This is a genomic window from Shewanella sp. ZOR0012 (genome assembly GCF_000798835.1).
Taxonomy (GTDB): Bacteria; Pseudomonadota; Gammaproteobacteria; order Enterobacterales; family Shewanellaceae; genus Shewanella; species Shewanella xiamenensis.
Map to the genome: position 1 here is coordinate 2,036,376 of NZ_JTLE01000094.1, position 16,310 is coordinate 2,052,685.

A 16,310-nucleotide genomic window follows, 5' to 3' on the forward strand; every position below is an offset into this window, starting at 1 on the left:
TGTGTGATGCGGATTGCATTAGGTATTGAATATGACGGCAGTGGCTATTTTGGTTGGCAGCGTCAGGCCGAAGTCGATTCAGTACAAGGGCAATTAGAACAAGCCTTGTCTAAGGTGGCAAACGAGCCCATTAGCTTGTTTTGTGCAGGAAGAACCGATGCTGGTGTTCATGCAACGGGGCAGGTAGTGCATTTTGATACCAACGCCGTACGTAACGAAGGTGCCTGGACCTTAGGTGTAAATGCCAATTTACCCGATAATATTGCCGTACGCTGGGTAAAAGAGGTAGATGAGAGCTTCCATGCCCGCTTTTCGGCCACGGCTAGACGTTACCGCTATGTGATTTACAATCATAATCTTCGCCCAGGGATCCTACGCCACGGCGTCAGCCATTATCATGGTGATATCGACGTTGATAAAATGCATATTGCGGCGCAGGCGCTGCTCGGCGAGCAGGATTTTACCAGTTTTCGTGCTATTCAATGTCAATCTAAAACCCCGTTTCGCAATGTGCACAGCGTTAAAGTGACGCGTCAGGGCATGTATGTGATCGTCGATATATCTGCCAACGCCTTTTTGCACCATATGGTGCGTAATATTGTCGGTTCGCTGCTGGAGATTGGGCTTGGCAACCAGCCATTGACTTGGATGGCGGATCTGTTGTCATTAAAAGATAGAAATCAAGCCGCGGCAACGGCTAAACCGAACGGACTTTATCTTGTGGATGTGACATATCCGGAGCAATATCAATTGCCAAAGTTAGCGCTTGGGCCATTGTTTATGTTGGATTAATGGCTTTTATCGTGGCAGAGCTTAAATGCGTTTCGAAGGAAGGAAATAACCGATGACCATAGCCCCAAGTGAATTGACAGCCTTAGTTGCGCCAGGAGCAAACGCGCCACTGGATCAATGGCTCGCGTATTTATTATCGATTCACCCAACCGAAATCGACATGGGATTAACTCGGGTTTCTAAGGTTGCCGAGCGCCTTAATGTATTGGATTTAGGGCCTAGTCAAATTGTCACTGTTGCTGGCACCAATGGTAAAGGCACGACCTGCGCCATGCTAGAGAACATCCTGCGTTTATCAGGGTTGACGGTGGGCGTCTACAGCTCGCCCCATATGCTCAAATACAATGAAAGGGTGCGCATCAACGGTCAGGACGCCAGCGATGACGCCTTTGTAGCGGCTTTTGAACAGATTGAAGCGGCACGTGGCGAGATTTCGCTGACCTTTTTCGAATATGCCACCTTGGCGGGCTTAATCCTATTTAAAGCGGCCAAGCTGGATGTGGTGATCTTAGAAGTCGGTCTTGGCGGCCGTTTAGATGCCACTAACATGATTGATGCTGATATCAGCGTCGTGACCTCGGTTGATTTAGACCATGAGGCGTATTTGGGTAATACCCGTGAGCTGGTTGGCCGCGAAAAGGCGGGGATTTTTCGCCAAGGAAAACCTGCCATTGTCGGCGAGCCAAACTTGCCCCATACCGTCAATGATGTCGCCCAACACCTAGGCGCCAAGTTGTATCGAGTCGGGACAGAATTTACCTATCAGCAAAATGGCAACACTTGGGACTATCAAGGGCAAGTACTTAAATTAACACAGCTTAGTCTCCCCACATTGCCATTACCCAATGCTGCGACAGTGATTGCCATTGTCGAACAGGGTTGGCCACATATTGCTGCCGATATTATTGCCAAAGGCATCAGCAGCGCCCGTTTAACTGGACGTTTGGAGCAAGTCAATGAGCAGCCACTGATTTTACTCGATGTGGCTCATAATCCACATGCTGCAAGGTTTTTAGTCAAGCAACTCACGCCCATCGTCGCGGGTAAGCGAGTGTTTGCCCTGTGCGGTATGCTAAAGGATAAGGATATTGGCGGCGTATTACCTGTGGTTTCGCCCTTAATTGACACTTGGTACTTAGTGAGTTTACAGGGCGAGCGTGGCGCTAATGCCAGCTTGCTACGTCAAACATTAGCTCAAGACTGCAAGGCCCTCGAATTCGAGGATATCGCCACGGCTTGGACGGCATTAAAAGCGCAAATTCAACCCGATGATGTGGTAATTGTGTTTGGCTCCTTTTACACTGTGGCAGGTTTTAAGTCTCTCTTTAAGCAGGATAACCGTTTTGTCTAGCCAGTTTCATAATCGATTAGTCGGCACTGTGGTGCTGGTCGCCCTCGGGGTGATTTTTTTGCCGGATATTTTAGACGGTAAGAAGGAGCGGCAAGAGGAGCAATTTGCCGAAATTCCCTTACGTCCTACCGCGATAGCGCATAAAAATGCCGATGACACGTTTGAAGTGCTATCTGCGCAAGACGTGGATGGCAAAGATGTTATGCCAGAAGAGCCTTCTCCCAATGATGAGGCGACATTAGCGCAGGCAGTGGGCGCGGATGCTAAGCCAGAGTCTAAACCTGAATCTGCATCTGAACCCGTGCAAGCTGCGGCTAAGGAGCAACTTAAGCCACAGGCCGTACAAACTGATGCCAAGGCTGAGTTGAAGGAAACGGCAAAAACTGAAACGGCAAAGTCTGAACCTAAAAAAGATGCACCTAAGCCTGCGATAGCTAAAACCGAACCTAAAAAGCCAGAGGTTAAACCAACCACGGTTGCAAAAGCTGAAAAGCCTAAGGCCGAAACGGCGAAAACTGAATCTGCAAAACCTGCCAAAGACGATGGCATAAAAGTGGTGAGTCGTGATTCATTAAAGCCCGGACTTACCCTGCAACTGGGCGCATTTAGTAATGCCGCCAATGTGAAAGCGCTAGTGGCGCAGTTGCGTAAAAGCGGTTACAAGGCGTACACAATTCCAGACACACCAAAGGATGGCGTGTTGACTAAAGTGTTTGTGGGGCCAGATGTGTCAGAAGTTAAGTTGAAGAAAATACAAGAAGAAGTTGAAAGTCTGACACGTTTAAAAGGTCGGATTGTGCCTTTTAATCCGTTGGAATCTTAATGCAGAACTGCCGAGGCTGAAATAATTTATTTACCTCTCTAGGGGTGAGAATCGTTTCAGTCTCTGGTAGAATCGCGCCGTCTTAAAGCCTATGCTGGAAAGCCATCTCAATGGTTTGGATTGATTACGCTATCATCTTCGTTATCGGGTTATCGACTCTTATTAGTCTGATCCGTGGATTTGCCAAAGAAGCCATGTCGTTAGTGGTATGGTTTGCTGCTTTCTTTGTTGCCAGTCAATTTTATCAAGACCTCGCCATCCATCTGACACAAATGAACGATGAGATGCTGCGCAATGGCGTTTCTATAGCCATTCTTTTTATCACCACATTAATACTCGGTGCCCTTATCAATTACATCATAGGGCAATTAGTGGTTAAAACCGGATTATCTGGCACTGACAGACTTTTAGGTCTGTGTTTCGGTGCTATTAGGGGCGCGTTGATTGTCAGCGCGCTGCTGTTTTTTATGGATGCTTTTACAGGCTCACCTAACGCCCAATGGTGGAAGGATTCTGTATTAGTGCCCGAATTTGGCGTTGTCATCCAGTGGTTCTTTAACTATTTGGAAAACACCTCCAGCTTTGTACCCAAACTATAAAAAAGACAATAAATTTATCCTAAGTGATGAAAAATAAGTCAGCTTTGAACTCTGTCGCGCTATTGGTGCAGACTCAAATCGAGGCGAAGGTCGCTGCTCAAATGGCTGGGCAGTTACTTCGTGTTTTACTTATATTTCACATGAAAGGGCATAGAACATCTTACAATGAGGAAGCTTACCCATGTGTGGTATCGTCGGAATAGTTGGCCAATCATCGGTTAATCAGACCATTTATGATGCACTGACTGTGCTTCAACACAGAGGTCAGGATGCGGCAGGTATTGTCACCGTTGATCGTGGTGCTTTCAGACTACGTAAAGCCAATGGTCTGGTCAAAGACGTATTTGAAGTCAAACACATGCAGCGCTTACAGGGCAATGCGGGCATTGGTCATGTGCGTTATCCTACTGCTGGCAGTTCCAGCGCGTCAGAGGCGCAACCTTTCTATGTTAACTCGCCATTTGGGATTTCATTAGCCCATAACGGTAACTTAACCAACACGCTTGAATTAGCCGAAGGCCTGATTAAAAAGCGTCGCCATGTGAATACCACATCCGACTCCGAAGTGTTGTTAAACCTGCTCGCCGATGAGCTACAAAAAACCACGAGCTTAGCACTGACGGCTGATGAAGTGTTTGACACTATCGCTAAAGTGCATGAACAAGCCCGTGGCGCTTATGCCGTTGTGGCGTTGATTGTTGGCCAAGGTTTAGTCGCGTTTCGCGATCCTTTCGGCATTCGCCCCTTAGTGCTGGGTAAGCACGAAACCCCAACTGGCACTGAATATATGGTTGCCTCTGAGAGTGTAGCACTCGATGCTGTCGGCTTTGAAGTGATGCGTGATGTCGCGCCGGGTGAAGCGATTTATATTTCCCTCGACGGTAATCTTTACACTCGCCAATGTGCAAAAGAGCCAAGCTACTCGCCCTGTATCTTCGAATTTGTGTATTTTGCGCGTCCAGATTCTACTATCGATAATGTCTCGGTTTACGCCAGCCGCGTGAACATGGGTGCCAAGCTCGGTGAAAAGATCAAAAAAGAATGGTACGACCATGATATTGACGTGGTGATCCCAATTCCGGAAACCTCATGCGATATCGCATTAGAAATCGCCCGTTGCATGGACTTACCTTACCGCCAAGGTTTTGTGAAAAACCGTTATATCGGCCGTACCTTTATTATGCCTGGCCAACAAGAGCGTAAAAAATCGGTACGCCGTAAACTCAATGCCATCAACACTGAGTTTAAAGGTAAGAATGTCCTGTTAGTCGATGACTCCATTGTACGTGGTACTACTTCAGAGCAAATCATTGAGATGGCCCGTGAAGCAGGAGCAAAGAAAGTGTACTTTGCTTCGGCTGCACCGGAAATTCGTTTCCCAAACGTGTACGGTATCGACATGCCAACCTCGAATGAGCTTATCGCACACGGCCGTGATGCCGATGAAATTGCTAAGCTTATCGGCGCCGATGGCATTATCTTCCAAAATCTGCCGGATCTGGTCGAAGCGGTGAGAATGGAAAACCCAGAGATCAAACGTTTCGAAACGTCAGTATTTGATGGTCACTACATCACCAACGACGTTGATCAGTCCTATCTCGATCATTTAACGCAGCTTCGTAACGATGATGCCAAAGCTGACCGCAATAAGGATATTGGCACTAACCTTGAGTTACACAACGTCTGCCATCCATAAGACGAAACGCTTAAGATGAAAGAGTGTGCTTGGCGTTAAGCGTCGGCACACTTTAAAATACACAATAAAAAGCCAGTGATAAGTCACTGGCTTTTTGTTTGGAATTTTAAGCCTTAGGAGATTTTTGGATTCTCGTTGGATTGGCTCTGTGTTAGCTCATCCTGCGCATTTTTACGTTCAACCCAATAGTCCGCATGGTGAATACCGAGTTTTTCAGGATCAAACTGTGGCTCAATACCTTGTTTTTGTTGAGATTCATAATCTTTAAGACAAGTGAAGGCAATTTTTTGCAGGAGAATAATGGCAATAATGTTTAACCACGCCATAATTCCCACACCAATATCACCCATCCCCCAAGCCAAGTCTGCGGTTTTCACTGTGCCATAGACTGTGGAGGCCATGAGCACGACTTTCAGTACCACTGTAAGCCAAGGACGATTCACTTTGCGATTGATATAAGCGATGTTTGTTTCGGCAATATAGTAGTAGGCCACAATGGTGGTGAAGGCGAAGAAGAATAGCGCAACGGCGACGAACATATTACCAAAGCCTGGCATCATGCTTTCCATTGCGGTTTGTACATAACCAGGGCCCGCCGCAATCCCCGCAATCCCGGTATAAAGCGCTGCGCCATCAGGGCCCTGCACATTATACAGGCCTGTGATCAGCAGCATAAAGCCAGTGGCTGAGCAGACGAACAGGGTATCAACATACACTGAGAAGGCTTGCACTAACCCCTGTTTGGCTGGATGACTCACTGCGGCGGCAGAAGAAGCGTGCGGCCCAGTACCTTGACCCGCTTCGTTGGAGTAAATACCGCGTTTTACCCCCCACATAATCGCAAGACCTAAAATCGCACCAAAGCCTGCATCGAGTCCGAAGGCGCTTTTTAGGATCAACAGAATAATATCGGGCAGCTGGCCAATGTTAAGGGCGATAATCACGCAGGCGACAATGATATAGCCGAGCGCCATAAAAGGCACTACAGTACTGGCGAACTGCGCAATCCGTTTCACCCCTCCAAAAATAATAAAACCTAATAGCATCGCAAGAATGGCTGCTGTGACATTAGGGTCAATATTGAAGGCGGTTTTTAAGCTTGAACCAATGGAGTTGGCTTGTACCCCTGGCAGTAAAATCCCGCAGGCAAAAATGGTCGCAATGGCAAATGTCCAAGCGTACCACTTCATGCCTAAGCCTTTTTCAATATAAAAGGCGGGGCCGCCGCGGTACTCACCGTTGATTTTTTCTTTGTAGACTTGGCCTAAGGTGGATTCAACGAATGCTGAGCTTGCGCCCAGAAACGCTACCATCCACATCCAAAAAAGAGCGCCAGGGCCACCAAAGGTAATCGCCGTGGCAACACCAGCGATATTACCAGTACCAACACGACCGGCTAAGGTCATGGCTAAAGCTTGGAAGGAAGACACGCCAGCATCGGTGCTTTTGCCATCAAACATTAGACGGATCATTTCGGGTAAATGACGTAACTGTAAAAAGCGTGAGCGCAGGGAGAAAAAGAGTCCTACACCGAGGCAAAGATAAACGAGCGCGGGACTCCAGACGATATTGTTGACCGCATTAACAATCTCATTCATATAATTCAACTCCAATATTCTGTTGTTTTTTGCAGAGTTTTTAAGATTTTTTTAGGTGATTTTGGGTACTAAACAGCCAATTAGGCCTAAGGTTAAAACGCGTGTGTGCGTCCAAGAGCTTCAACATAACGATTTTTTTAGTTACTTCATAGCTAAAGTTGTTAAATATTTGATAATTTAACGTTCTTTATTTGATGGGGTTACTGAGGAGCTTTATTTTGCAGCGTGTTATCTCTGCTGCATTGAGATTTGTAATCTAGCAACTTGAATCATTGAGAAAAGCGGGGGAGATAAGGCGAATTGATTGAGACTATTAACTCAGCCACAGTGGATAGCGGGGACGGTATTTGTGCAAGGCAAAGAAAACTTGGCTTAAATTACCAGCCATAACAGCATCCACAGTCCAAAGAGCCATGCCAGGCTACGGCGGCTAACGCGATGTTTTAATAGCAAAGATAGACTTACAGCTACAGGTAGAAACAGGATAAAAGCCCAAGAGAGGAACGGAACCTCAAGATTTAATGTTTCAAGACCCATCCCACAAAGCAGACTTAATGCCAGTAATAAGAGGCTATGAAATAGCATTAATTGATTGAATCTTAATACTAATGCTGGTTTGAATGCGGGTTTAGCATGATAGGGCAAGGTCAGTGTATTCATCTCTTTTTCCTGATTCCTCTTTAAGTGATGGAAGGAATAATAAATTTAGATGAGAATGATTCTCAACTAAATTTACACAGCTTTAGTGTTCAGTTAGAGCTTAACGAGCTAAATTGGCTCTTGAGCTAAAGAAGGCTGTTTGCACTATTGTCTGCTTTGGGCTAAATTACACTGTAATTATATCCAGTGTTTAATGTAGATATGATCCTCTATATTGCTGAAAAACCAAGCCTTGGGCGTGCCATCGCCGATGTGCTACCAAAACCCCACAAAAAAGGTGACGGGTTTATTGAAGACGCCCAAGGAAACTGCGTGTCTTGGTGTGTTGGGCATTTGCTTGAACAGGCCGAGCCCGATGCCTATAACCCCGAGTTCAAATCGTGGAAGTTTGAGCATTTACCCATAGTGCCCGAGAAGTGGCAGCTTAAACCTAAGGCCGCGACCCGTAGCCAACTCACTGTACTTAAAAAGCTGGTAAAACAGGCCGATACCTTAGTGAATGCGGGTGATCCCGATCGTGTACTGTTACGATTTAGTAATTAAAAAGCGTTGTTACGGTTGAATATGGAAAAGTGTGAAATATGGACTCTATTAATTACATTATCTGGACAGTTCCGCGCCTAAGGGTGGATCAAAATTTATCTAAAGAAGTTAATTTAAGCACTGGTGAAATCAGTTTTAGATTTGATGGCGCTGGTTATGAAGTTTTGGATATCCCTTTGCTTTACCAAGATAATGGAAAACCCGTATCAATTGTAAATAATTGGCTTATCTATTTGAAATCTTCTCGTAATAGAAAAAAAGTTAACACTCAAGCACAAGCCTTACTACATTATTTTATTTTTCTAAATGATATTGGTTGTGATTGGGATGAGATGCCTATTATATCTAGAAATAGGCCTACATATAAGTTTAGTAAATATTTGAAAGATGCTGTAAAAAATGGATTTTTCTCGCGAACAACTGCAAATAATTACATAGGATCAGTAGTTAACTTTTACAAATTTTATTTGGCTAAAGGATATTTCTTTGAAAATAAACCATTTAACTATGAAACTATAAAGGTTAAAGCAGATGGTGGGCATGAGTATATTCGAGATAGATTTATCTTTGTGAACTCAACTGATATTAGACTTAACTTACCTGCAGATACTAGTCATGGTGGTGTATCTAGAGAGTTAGTTCCTCTGAGTGAACATGAATGGAGTTTGGTCGAGGATATATGTCGTTTTGACGGGAAGGTTCAGTCAGGTATTAAGTTTGTTAATTTATCGCAAGAGTTTAAGCTTGCTGTTCAACTTGTAAGATATACTGGATTGCGTAGAGAAGAATTGACTACATTCAGGTCTAAATTTATTTACAAGCCAACAAGTGAACAGCTTAGTAAAAAATATTTAATTAATACTGATGGTGTTCATATTTCACCACAAGATGGTGTAGGAACTAAAGGATCTGTTAGCCGAACTATTGAAGTTCCATCATTATTGATGTTGCAGCTACATCAATATATAAACTCTAATCGTTATATTAAGCGCAGGAAACTTTTCGAACTGAATAATCCAGAAGAAATAGATAATCCTCCTCTTTTTATTTCACAGAATGGAGATTATTATGCATCAAGAACATTTAATGCAAGATGGGGTGAGTTACGGAATTCTGTTAAATTGAAACATCCAAGCTTTGTTCATAAATTTCATAACCTCCGTTCAACATATGCAGTAAATAGACTAAATGAACTTTTGAATAATGGGATTAAGGAGGGGGATGCTCTTGATTATCTACAGTCTGTAATGGGACATAAATCTAGAAGTACACTTTTAGTATATCTGAAGTTTTGCCGACAAGATATTAGTGCAAATGAAATCTATGAAAAATCTTTAGATGTTATTTTTAAAGGATAATGGTGAGTTAATTGGCATTAATCGGCAATAATAAAAGAGTATCTATAAGTTCAAATAATTTAAATAATGTTGAGTTTTTTGATATTTCTATTGATGAGATGACTTTAAAGGATGATAGTCACGTTGCTCATTTTAAAAAATTAGGTTACAAAGGTTGTCCTGAAATTAAAACACGCTCATCAGGTAAAGAGTTTAAATTAATTAAAGGCCAGAATCTTGTAGATATGAATCGCTGGGCTGAAATTAAAAAGCTCTATTTTATTTTTGTTAGACTTGAACGAAGTAAAAGAACAAAGATTAATATATTCAATGCTATAGTGTTATTAATCCAATGTTGTGACCATAATGGTATCTCTGATTTATTTTCTGATGCTGCAATAGTTAGTTTTGTGACTGAGTTGAAAAAAAGATATAGTAAGGGGGTGAAAGGGAAAACACTTTCAATGATTCAGAATTCAGTTAAAGTAATTTTGGCTGAAGTTAATCCAGATTCTTTTGAAAGTATTAAACTTAATTTCGTAGAGTTTCCTAATGATACTTGCCCTTCGTTATCTTACACTGATGATGAATTAAAAATAATAGTTTCATCTCTATATAAAATTTTTAATGCATATAGGAAATGTGTTTTAACAAATTCAATTCCAAGTGTGCATCCTTTGTATGATGAGCTAGCACTTAGAAAAAACAATAGTTTCACTAATGCTAGTGAGGGTGCATGGAGGAAAAAACTGTATTCTAAAAATAGTGAGGATACATGGCGTAACGATCTCATTAAAACAGCTTTCTTTTTAACTTGTTTTTATACTGGTATCAATGAGTCTGGATTAATAAATTTAAGGGTTTCTGATATTTCAGTTGATCCTTTTACTCAGATTTCTAGTGGAAGTTTTATTCTGAAAACGGTAAAGGATAGACAAGGTGGGAAAACAAATTTTGTTGAAGTAGGCTTTAGTAAAAAAGCAAAAGAGTTTTTTGAAACATGGTTGCTTATCAGGAAGATAATAACTGTTGATTGTGATTTTGTTTTTCCATATATCGTAAAAAACAAATTGACAAAAATGAAGCCTGCAGCTGCAGCTGGTACATTGAACAATAGCTTTAGCATGCTTGGCATTCCATTATTAAGCACTAAGAAGTTTCGTAAGACGAAAGCTACTCTTATTATGAGAGCAACAGAAAGTATATTTTCTGTTGCTGAAGGGTTAAACAATAGCCCAAGATCTGTATCTAGACATTATACAAATGGTGTTCCTGAAACTATGGAGTTTTCAATTGCAGCTGCACTAGATGTAAGGCAGATGACAGCTCATGGAGAAGAGTTAAGTATAGCAATTATTGAAAGTTCATATAATTATTCAGATCCAGTGAGAGAGCAATTTTATAAACAAAGAAAACAAACTGTACCTAGCAAACTATCAAATGGACTTCGCTGTAAAAATTCTTTTGGAGATAAAGCTCATAAATTAAAAGATTCATTAGTTAAAGTTGGCTTAGCAAAGGAAGATAATATCGTTGCATGCCATAAATTTTTGGAATGTTTTGGTTGTCCACATCATGCTGTTATTGCAGAGGTTGAAGATATTTGGCTAATGTTATCGTTCCGTGATGTCATTCTTGAAGTTTCTTGTCAGCCCTCAATTAATACAATTCCAACCAATACCTTGACAAAGGTTTTATATACAGTGGAATCAATTTTGGAAAGAGTTAAGTCATGTTTTTCATATGAGTATAATCTCGCAATGTCAAAGTATTATGACGCTCCACATCCATTGTGGTCTGATAAAACAGATTTTAATTTTTTTGTGGAACTCTATTGATGATTAATAATGCCAAAACTGAATTTTATTCTATTGATGTGCAATCTAATTTTAAGAATGAAGATGTAGATAGGTCGGTCGTATCATTTTCCTCTGATGGAAAACCGTATAGCTATTACAGTGACGATAGATGGGTTGTTTTATCGGAAGGGATTGATGTTAATTTTAAAATACTTAGTGGTGAATTTAAAAATTTGTGTAAATCAGTTGTTTATAAACATATTTGTAACAATAAGTTGATTAATAAGAAGAGTGTTGTTTCTAAATTTATTCAAGGCTTCTCAATTCTGTCCAAGTGTATCTTAGCTTCTGGTGGAACTAATTTTTCCTATATAAATTCAGATAAGGGATTTAGAAGTTTTATCTTAGTCGCTCAAAGTAAAAAGTTAAAGTATAAGACTTGGAAAAATTATTTAATAGTTATGCGATACTTGAAAAATGAAGGAATCATTTCGTATAACATTAATAGCTTTGATGAATTAGCCTTGCTACTTTCTGAAGGTCAACACGAGATACAACAAACTATAGCTTTACCTGATAATATCGCAAAAATCTATTTTAAAGCATCATTAGATATTGTTAATAATTTTTATGAGCATAGAAAATTAATCAGTGATACTTATAGCAGGTTTATAAATGATTATAACGGCAATATCGAACTTGGTTATGGTGTTTTAACTGCTAGAAAAAAAGCTCAAGAAAAGTACTGTGAAACAACTGAACGGATAGGTTTTAAATTAGATTTAACAGGTTCATGGTTATCTTTTCTTAGAGGTGCATGCTATATGGTTATTGCTGCTTTTACAGGTTGTAGAGATTCAGAGATCAAGTCATTGTCGCTTAAGTCTTATGAAGAGAAAAAGTATGCGGGTTTTATAATCCCCGTAGTTAATGGTATTCATACGAAAGTAAATGTTGCGGGTGTTAAAAGGCAGACTAGTTGGGTAACGATACCTGCGGTAAAAAATGCTATTGAACTTATCTGGGATGCTTACGATTTTGCTAGAGATATTTGGATAGATAGAGCTAAATTATATCCCCATTTTGATGAAAAAATGAAAATTATAGAAGAAGCTAAATCACTATTTATATCATTTCCTCTATCTTCCCAGTCCCCGGCTGCTGGCCGTCAAGCAATTGATAAATCATTGAAAAGTTTAGTTAAAAATATTAACTATTCAGCAAAGCCTCAAGATGTGGCTGAATTTAATCTACTAAACCCATCACGCAAAGGAGAGCTAAAGCCTGGAGATTTGCTAAATGTTAATCCTCATTGTTTCCGAAGAACATTTGCTGTCTATCTTGTTCGTAACAAGCTGGCATCCCTTTTAGATATTAAATACCAATTTAAACATATTAATATTGCAATGACTTCTTGGTACTCAAACCAAGCTAATGTAGCGGGCTATTTTGATATGATGCTGGATAAAGAACTGTTGTTAGATATAGCTCAAGAAAATCACGAGTTTATGACTGACACACTTTATTATATTTATAATGAAGCCGAATCGTTATCTGGTGCTGAAGGCAAACGAATTGAAAAGTTACGCGGTGAGGATAGGAGTACGATTTATCTAAGTCGTGAAGAGATTTCAAGGCAAATACGTGATGGACAGATGTCGATTATTGAGACACCAGTAGGGCATTGCACCAATCCACAGTGCAATCGTATTTGTGATGCAGTAGCGTGTAAGTATGCTGTTGTTACAAAAGTCAAAGCACTAGAGCTTGTTCCTAAGAGGAACTTGTTAATTAAAAAATTTGAGTCACTAGTCGACTATGGGGTCAAAATGCCCAATATTCTGTCGAAGCTTTACTATGAAATTAAATCAATAGAGCAATGTTTAAATGAACACAACATTGCTTTTGAAGTTTTTAAACACGATATCAACCAAACATTATTATAAGATCACCTATGACTGAACATTCAGATAGAGGCAAAGAGACCCTAATTAGGCTTGAACAAGCTCTTGAAAGACTCATTGATGGTAAGCCACTAAAAACTAAGGCCGATGGACGCATAAGCTTAAAGAGAATCAATGATGAGGCTGGTTTGAGCTCGGGTGGGATCTATTACTACTCAGCATTTGTAGAGAAAGCAAATGGTATAATTGAGACCGCGAAGCGCAAAATTGTTAGTGGTAAACGCGACCAGCACAAGCAAGCTGAACAAAGTTTACGTGAGCAACGCGACAAAGAAAGACAATTGAAAGAGCGTTATAGAACTCAGCGTGATCAAATTAAATCGTTTAGTGATCAAGTTGTTGCCCATAATGCCCAGCTTGAATTTACACTGTTTGAAGCTTTAGAAAAGGTATCTCTGTTAGAGCAACAGCTAGCTATTTATAAAGTTAGTTCGATTACAGGTAAGAAGTCTTGAGATTATTCATTGCGGAAAAACCCAGTCTTGCGCGTGCATTGGTTGATGTGTTGCCTAAACCTCATCAAAAAAATGATGGCTATATAAAGACAGGTAATGGAGATGTAGTTACTTGGTGTATTGGCCATTTATTAGAACAAGCCGAGCCAGATGCATACAACCCTGATTACAAAAAGTGGGCTATAGAGCATTTACCCATAGTGCCTGCAGAATGGAAATTAGTTGTTAAAGCTAGCACTAAGAAACAGTTTACAGTTGTTAAAAAATTAATAAATGAAGCTGACGTACTAGTAAATATGGGCGATCCAGATCGAGTTGGACAGATTTTAGTTGATGAGATAATTAATCACTGTGGTGTCTCGAAAACTAGGAAAGCACAAGTATTGCGATGTCTAGTGAGTGACTTAAATCCAATAGCAGTCACAAAAGCATTGAATAATTTGCGGAAAAACACTGACTTCATTCCATTAGCAACATCCGCATTAGCAAGAGCGAGAGCTGATTGGTTGTATGGGATTAATATGACCCGTCTTTGTACCCTACAAGGCCGTCAAGCGGGATACAATGGTGTTTTGTCTATAGGTCGGGTACAGACTCCAGTTTTAGGTCTAGTTGTTCACCGCGACCTTGAAATTGCTAATTTTGTATCTAAGCCATTTTATGAGGTCATGTGCACTTTTATTACTCAAAAGGGTGAGTCTTACCTAGCCAAATGGCATCCAAGTACTGCCTGCGAACCTTATATGGATGAAGATGGACGAGTACTTTCAAAAGCATTATCACTAAATGTTATCTCAAGAGTTCAAGGTCAAACAGGCCTAATCATCAATGTAACTCAAGATAAAAAGGCTACACCCCCACCTCTACCTTATAGTTTGTCTACGTTACAAATTGACGCAGCTAAGCGTTTTGGCATGAGTGCACAGGCTGTGCTAGATACTTGCCAGCAACTTTATGAACGTCACAAGCTGATTACTTACCCTCGTTCAGATTGCCGCTATCTACCTAGAGAGCATTTGAATGAGGTTTCCCAAGTAATTGGTGCTATAAGAAATTCTTGTGTAGCACTAAATGAGGCTGCTAATAATGCTAATGTTAGTTTGAAAAGCAAAGCATGGAATGATGCAAAGGTCAGTGCACACCACGCTATCATACCTACATCAAAGTCTACTGATATGAGTCGTCTTTCTGCGGCAGAAAACAACATTTATGAGCTAGTCGCTCGGCAATATTTGATTCAGTTTTATCCTCCATTTGAGTATGTTGATAAGCAAATTGATACTGAAGTTTTAGGTGGATTGTTTATTGCTAAGCAAAAAGACACTGTATCACTAGGCTGGAAATGTCTGTTTCCCTCAAAGCCAAACATACAAGGTGAAAGTGAGCTTTCTGCTAAAAGTCTACCTTATGTATCAAAAGGTGAGGATGTTTATTGTCAGCAAGCAGATCTGAATGAAAAAGCGACCACACCGCCAAAGTATTTTACTGATGCAACCTTATTATCAGCAATGACTGGAATAGCCAGATACGTGACTGACGCATCAATAAAAAAAGTATTACGAGATACAGATGGTTTAGGCACCGAAGCGACAAGAGCTGGTATCATTGAGTTACTATTTAAAAGACAGTTTCTGACTCGTAAAGGCAAAGATATTCGAGCAACTGAAGTCGGAACGCAGCTTATCTGTTCATTACCAGCACGGATGACAATCCCCGATATGACTGCTCATTGGGAGTCGCAGCTAGAAGCTATTAGTCAGAAAGAGATTAAGTATGCACATTTTATGGAGCCCATTACTCAAAGTATCTATGACCTAATAGCAGAAGTGAAGACGGTTACATTTAGTGGCTTAAAAGGTAAGGGGACAGTTTTCAAGCAGAAGGGCGCTTTTAAACCTAAAGTGAAGCGAATTAAAAAATCTAAGTTATTAAATAATCAGTGATTATCAGTTCTTACAGTTGCAAGTACGGATTTAGCTTCTTTTTTAGTGAAATAGTGGCAATTCACTTGATAGTTCTCTTTGCATAGAAGAAGTTATCTGAAAAGTTCAGTATTACACAACCTCGTAATTCGGAAATTTCCCTATTGAAATAGAAATTTCTTGTGTACGAGTTCGGTGTTTTGTTTTGAGAATCACTTGAAGAAGCCGCCTGAATTGATACTTAATAATTAAATCATTTGGGTTTGGAGCTTACTTGATGTGCGGACGCTTAATTATTGATGGCTTGGCATTGGCTGATCGGGTATCTGCGCAAGTTGGAGTTCCATACCATCCTCAAACGAATTTAGACCTAAGGCCGACAGAACAAGTCACTGTTATAGGGCTGGTCAATGATCAACTTGCTTCAATCAACTGCACCTGGGGCATTAAACCAAATTGGTCTAAATCTCTGCTAATCAATGCCCAAGCTGAAACCGTTAGAGAAAAGAAGACCTTCTCTAATGCGTTTGCTCACCATCGCTGTATTGTTCCATGCTCTGGATGGTACGAGTGGCGTGATGAAGGTGGTAAGCGAAAGCAAAAATACTTGTTTAGTCATGCAGATGAACAGCCACTGTATATGGCTGGGATACTGTTTTTATACCTTGATGGAGCCCAGCTGGTTACCCTTACCATTGTTCTGGTCTAATCCCATCGGACACTTAATTTTGAGACAGTATGGTCAATAAATTAAGAGGTCTATATGAGTCT

General features: G+C 40.7%; 13 protein-coding genes and 1 pseudogene. 12 read left to right on the forward strand and 2 right to left on the reverse strand.

The window, feature by feature from the left end:
* Nucleotides 1-6: 6 nt before the first annotated feature.
* The 5 genes from truA (at nucleotide 7) to purF (ending at nucleotide 5,261) form a co-directional block, all read left to right on the forward strand.
* Nucleotides 7-792: a tRNA pseudouridine(38-40) synthase TruA gene (truA, locus tag L976_RS10520; RefSeq protein WP_037420111.1), complete on the forward strand. Its 786-nt coding sequence runs from the start codon at nucleotides 7-9 to the stop codon at nucleotides 790-792.
* A gap of 52 nt (nucleotides 793-844) precedes the next feature.
* A complete protein-coding gene (gene folC / locus L976_RS10525) occupies nucleotides 845-2,143 on the forward strand; it encodes a bifunctional tetrahydrofolate synthase/dihydrofolate synthase (RefSeq protein ID WP_047536579.1) in 1,299 nt (432 codons plus the stop codon).
* Entirely contained in the window at nucleotides 2,136-2,966 is an 831-nt protein-coding gene (locus L976_RS10530) for an SPOR domain-containing protein (RefSeq protein ID WP_047536581.1), read from the forward strand. The genes folC and L976_RS10530 overlap by 8 nt, the downstream gene beginning before the upstream one ends.
* 110 nt (nucleotides 2,967-3,076) lie before the next feature.
* Nucleotides 3,077-3,565: a CvpA family protein gene (locus L976_RS10535; protein ID WP_011072963.1), complete on the forward strand. Its 489-nt coding sequence runs from the start codon at nucleotides 3,077-3,079 to the stop codon at nucleotides 3,563-3,565.
* A 181-nt stretch (nucleotides 3,566-3,746) separates the two neighbouring features.
* Nucleotides 3,747-5,261, forward strand: a complete 1,515-nt coding sequence (gene purF, locus L976_RS10540; RefSeq protein ID WP_037420099.1) for an amidophosphoribosyltransferase — start codon at nucleotides 3,747-3,749, stop codon at nucleotides 5,259-5,261.
* Nucleotides 5,262-5,374: 113 nt separating this feature from the next.
* Here the strand turns inward: purF and L976_RS10545 are convergent, their stop codons facing one another.
* Nucleotides 5,375-6,859: an alanine/glycine:cation symporter family protein gene (locus tag L976_RS10545; protein WP_037430090.1), complete on the reverse strand. Its 1,485-nt coding sequence runs from the start codon at nucleotides 6,857-6,859 to the stop codon at nucleotides 5,375-5,377.
* Between the two features lie 372 nt (nucleotides 6,860-7,231).
* Nucleotides 7,232-7,519 (reverse strand): hypothetical protein, encoded by a 288-nt coding sequence (locus L976_RS10550; protein ID WP_037420093.1) that lies wholly within the window; start codon nucleotides 7,517-7,519, stop codon nucleotides 7,232-7,234.
* 201 nt (nucleotides 7,520-7,720) lie between these two features.
* Between L976_RS10550 and L976_RS10555 the strand changes: the two are divergent.
* From L976_RS10555 to L976_RS10585, 7 genes and pseudogenes are all read left to right on the forward strand, one after another.
* Nucleotides 7,721-8,038: pseudogene (locus L976_RS10555) on the forward strand (toprim domain-containing protein); the annotation flags it as partial.
* 62 nt (nucleotides 8,039-8,100) lie between these two features.
* Nucleotides 8,101-9,420, forward strand: a complete 1,320-nt coding sequence (locus L976_RS10560) for a site-specific integrase (protein WP_231570494.1) — start codon at nucleotides 8,101-8,103, stop codon at nucleotides 9,418-9,420.
* Between the two features lie 11 nt (nucleotides 9,421-9,431).
* Entirely contained in the window at nucleotides 9,432-11,237 is a 1,806-nt protein-coding gene (locus L976_RS10565) for a site-specific integrase (RefSeq protein ID WP_047536586.1), read from the forward strand.
* Nucleotides 11,237-13,144 (forward strand): site-specific integrase, encoded by a 1,908-nt coding sequence (locus L976_RS10570; protein WP_052183992.1) that lies wholly within the window; start codon nucleotides 11,237-11,239, stop codon nucleotides 13,142-13,144. Before L976_RS10565 ends, L976_RS10570 begins: the two co-directional genes overlap by 1 nt.
* Nucleotides 13,145-13,152: 8 nt before the next feature.
* Nucleotides 13,153-13,617, forward strand: coding sequence for a hypothetical protein (locus L976_RS10575; RefSeq protein ID WP_047536588.1), 465 nt, complete (start codon nucleotides 13,153-13,155; stop codon nucleotides 13,615-13,617).
* A complete protein-coding gene (locus tag L976_RS10580; RefSeq protein ID WP_047536590.1) occupies nucleotides 13,614-15,560 on the forward strand; it encodes a DNA topoisomerase III in 1,947 nt (648 codons plus the stop codon). The genes L976_RS10575 and L976_RS10580 overlap by 4 nt, the downstream gene beginning before the upstream one ends.
* Before the next feature lie 256 nt (nucleotides 15,561-15,816).
* On the forward strand, nucleotides 15,817-16,248 hold the full coding sequence (locus L976_RS10585; RefSeq protein WP_052183993.1) for an SOS response-associated peptidase: 432 nt from the start codon (nucleotides 15,817-15,819) through the stop codon (nucleotides 16,246-16,248).
* Nucleotides 16,249-16,310: the final 62 nt, after the last annotated feature.

Bases quoted from the DNA above. Each gene is read 5' to 3' on its own strand.
- truA (WP_037420111.1), top strand. From the start codon at position 7: ATGCGGATTGCATTAGGTATTGAATATGACGGCAGTGGCTATTTTGGT.
- folC (WP_047536579.1), top strand. From the start codon at position 845: ATGACCATAGCCCCAAGTGAATTGACAGCCTTAGTTGCGCCAGGAGCA.
- L976_RS10535 (WP_011072963.1), top strand. From the start codon at position 3,077: ATGGTTTGGATTGATTACGCTATCATCTTCGTTATCGGGTTATCGACT.
- purF (WP_037420099.1), top strand. From the start codon at position 3,747: ATGTGTGGTATCGTCGGAATAGTTGGCCAATCATCGGTTAATCAGACC.
- L976_RS10545 (WP_037430090.1), bottom strand. From the start codon at position 6,859: ATGAATGAGATTGTTAATGCGGTCAACAATATCGTCTGGAGTCCCGCG.
- L976_RS10550 (WP_037420093.1), bottom strand. From the start codon at position 7,519: ATGAATACACTGACCTTGCCCTATCATGCTAAACCCGCATTCAAACCA.
- L976_RS10560 (WP_231570494.1), top strand. From the start codon at position 8,101: ATGGACTCTATTAATTACATTATCTGGACAGTTCCGCGCCTAAGGGTG.
- L976_RS10570 (WP_052183992.1), top strand. From the start codon at position 11,237: ATGATTAATAATGCCAAAACTGAATTTTATTCTATTGATGTGCAATCT.
- L976_RS10575 (WP_047536588.1), top strand. From the start codon at position 13,153: ATGACTGAACATTCAGATAGAGGCAAAGAGACCCTAATTAGGCTTGAA.
- L976_RS10585 (WP_052183993.1), top strand. From the start codon at position 15,817: ATGTGCGGACGCTTAATTATTGATGGCTTGGCATTGGCTGATCGGGTA.